At 42.8% G+C, this 2,215-nt stretch carries 2 protein-coding genes; one reads left to right on the forward strand and one right to left on the reverse strand.

The genetic code is table 11. The features are described from left to right. Positions 1 to 18: 18 nt before the first annotated feature. A complete protein-coding gene (locus QUF07_RS13705; RefSeq protein WP_289428103.1) occupies positions 19 to 1,743 on the reverse strand; it encodes a MucBP domain-containing protein in 1,725 nt (574 codons plus the stop codon). A gap of 179 nt (positions 1,744 to 1,922) precedes the next feature. Between QUF07_RS13705 and QUF07_RS13710 the strand changes: the two genes are divergently transcribed. Beyond that, a complete protein-coding gene (locus QUF07_RS13710; RefSeq protein ID WP_502879044.1) occupies positions 1,923 to 2,147 on the forward strand; it encodes a hypothetical protein in 225 nt (74 codons plus the stop codon). Positions 2,148 to 2,215: the final 68 nt, after the last annotated feature.

Below are 2,215 nucleotides of genomic sequence, written 5' to 3' on the forward strand. Positions count from 1 at the left end.
GGGATAATTTTTCATAGCTTAAACTCGCTTTTTACATAGAAGTATATCAAAAATCATAGATCTTGGACAGCTTCTAATAAAGCCGGTTTTGCCAGCACGCTTACTTTCGTGATTCACATCGCGAACTTGATATCGCAAGTTGCCCGCCTTAGAATATCGATACCCAGTTACAACAAACATCGGTCGAAATACCCGTGGCTTCTTCGCGTAACCAACGATTCGCTCGGACTTTTTAAAATTCACAGTCTTATATAGGTAAACCTTCTTCAGTGAATAGACCACCGTCTGCTCAACGCTAGCTGGTTCACTGGTGGTACTTTCCTCCGGTTTAGTCGGCGTGGTTGGAATGACCGGCTGACTCGGGGCGATTGGTTCAGTTGGTGTATCTGGGTTAACTGGATTGACTGGCGAAGGATTCTTGGTATATACCAACTTGAAGGTCTGTGATTGATCGCTAATCTTACCAGTCTGAGCAGGTTCGTACGCTTTAAACGTGTAACCAGGGATACTCAATTGATACTGACTGGTTGATAGATCAAAGGCCTGATCAATTGACCCGGTAATTGTTTGCGCCGCGTGAATTGTATTGCCTTGTTCATCCACGTAGTCAACCGTTACCGGCTTGGCAACCAATGGGGTAATCGTATAGGGTTTAAAGTACGTCATTACTGGGTAGCTGTAAGTCCCACCTCCCGGAAAATAACGATACTGGGCAATCATATAATAGGTATACGGATTATGAATCACGGCAGCCGTGGTTCCCCATGGGTCAGTGTCATCAGCACTTGGCTGAATCTGGGGTGCCAATCCTTGATAGTCAATATCATCACCGACTACTTTGGCACTTCCCTCAGTTCCATCCCTGTTAAAAACACCGCTTCTAAATACCTGGATGTGCTGGTACGGTGATGTGGTCTCAGCCTGGAATCCCGAAGCTTTAGTTCCGGTACCAATCCATTTAGGATCATAAGGTTGAAATGGCTTAATAGTTTTGGTCTCGGTGTTTTGCGGCAAGGCATCCTTAAATGGTGCCTCCCAAGTATAGGAATTACTCGACAGATCAACAGCGGGTAATACCACAACCTGATTCAAGTAGTTAAAGCCTCCCGTATACTGTTTGGCATTCAACACATTCAGGTTATAAATGCAATTGTCGTTAATGTACAACGTCTTCAAGTTGGGTAGTTTGGCAATTGGTGAAATATCCGCAACCCGGTTCCCCACTAAATTCAGATATTCAAGCTTGGTGAGATTTTTTAATGGAGAAATATCAGTGATATCATTACGCATAAATTGATGACCGTAACCGTAATTCACACTGATACTAAATTTAGTTAAATTGGTGGCATCCTCAACCCCCTTTAATGAATAATTACCGGGGTTGGCTGGGCCAATAACGCCATTACCCCCATCAACTGGGTCCAACGCGTTAGTTTCTTCTTGGGTACCAATCGGCCAATCAAGCGACGTTAGCTGGGCTAAGTCATCCTTAAAAGTCGCCAGCGTAAAGTCGGTCATTTGGACATTTTGATTGACAATCCCTTGGTACTTCATATTAAGCAAAACTAATTGTTGCAGTTTTTGATTTGGCATCAAATCATTGATGGCTTGCTGATCGGCTGCCGTGTTGGCTTGAGCAGTGATTGTCAATGGATTAGATGCGATGTTGGCAGAAGACATAAAAGAGAATAATAACGGCATTAACGATAGCGATGCAACCGCTAACATTTTTTTGAATTTCATAAGGCAACTCCCCCTATTCTCCCTTGGTACTCACTTTTATATTATCATATGGGGGTTATAACCAAGGTGATATCTGCTTGTGAAATTAGTTGTGTGCAGCCCTTTTCATAGTTTATTCAAATCTCAATCACAACAGTATGTTATTCTGAAATAAATCAATTAGAAGGCAGGCGATTCTTATGCAGCAAATTTCAACCAGCACGCTCAGTAAAAACGTTCAGGATGACCTGAATCTCAATTGGCCAACCCAGGCAATTTTGTTCTGCGCAATTATGATCGCTTGTATCGGTCTCAATCTGAATTCCGCTCCGGTTGTCATTGGGGCGATGCTGATTTCGCCTTTAATGGCGCCGATTGTTGGCATTGGGTTTGCCCTTGGAAATAGCAATTCTAACTTATCCTGATTTATTCATAAAAATACACAAAATACCCATCAAACACATGTTTCACGCGTTTGATGGGTATTTTGCAT

The organism is Lentilactobacillus sp. TOM.63 (assembly GCF_030361045.1).
GTDB classification, from domain to species: Bacteria; Bacillota; Bacilli; order Lactobacillales; family Lactobacillaceae; genus Lentilactobacillus; species Lentilactobacillus dabitei.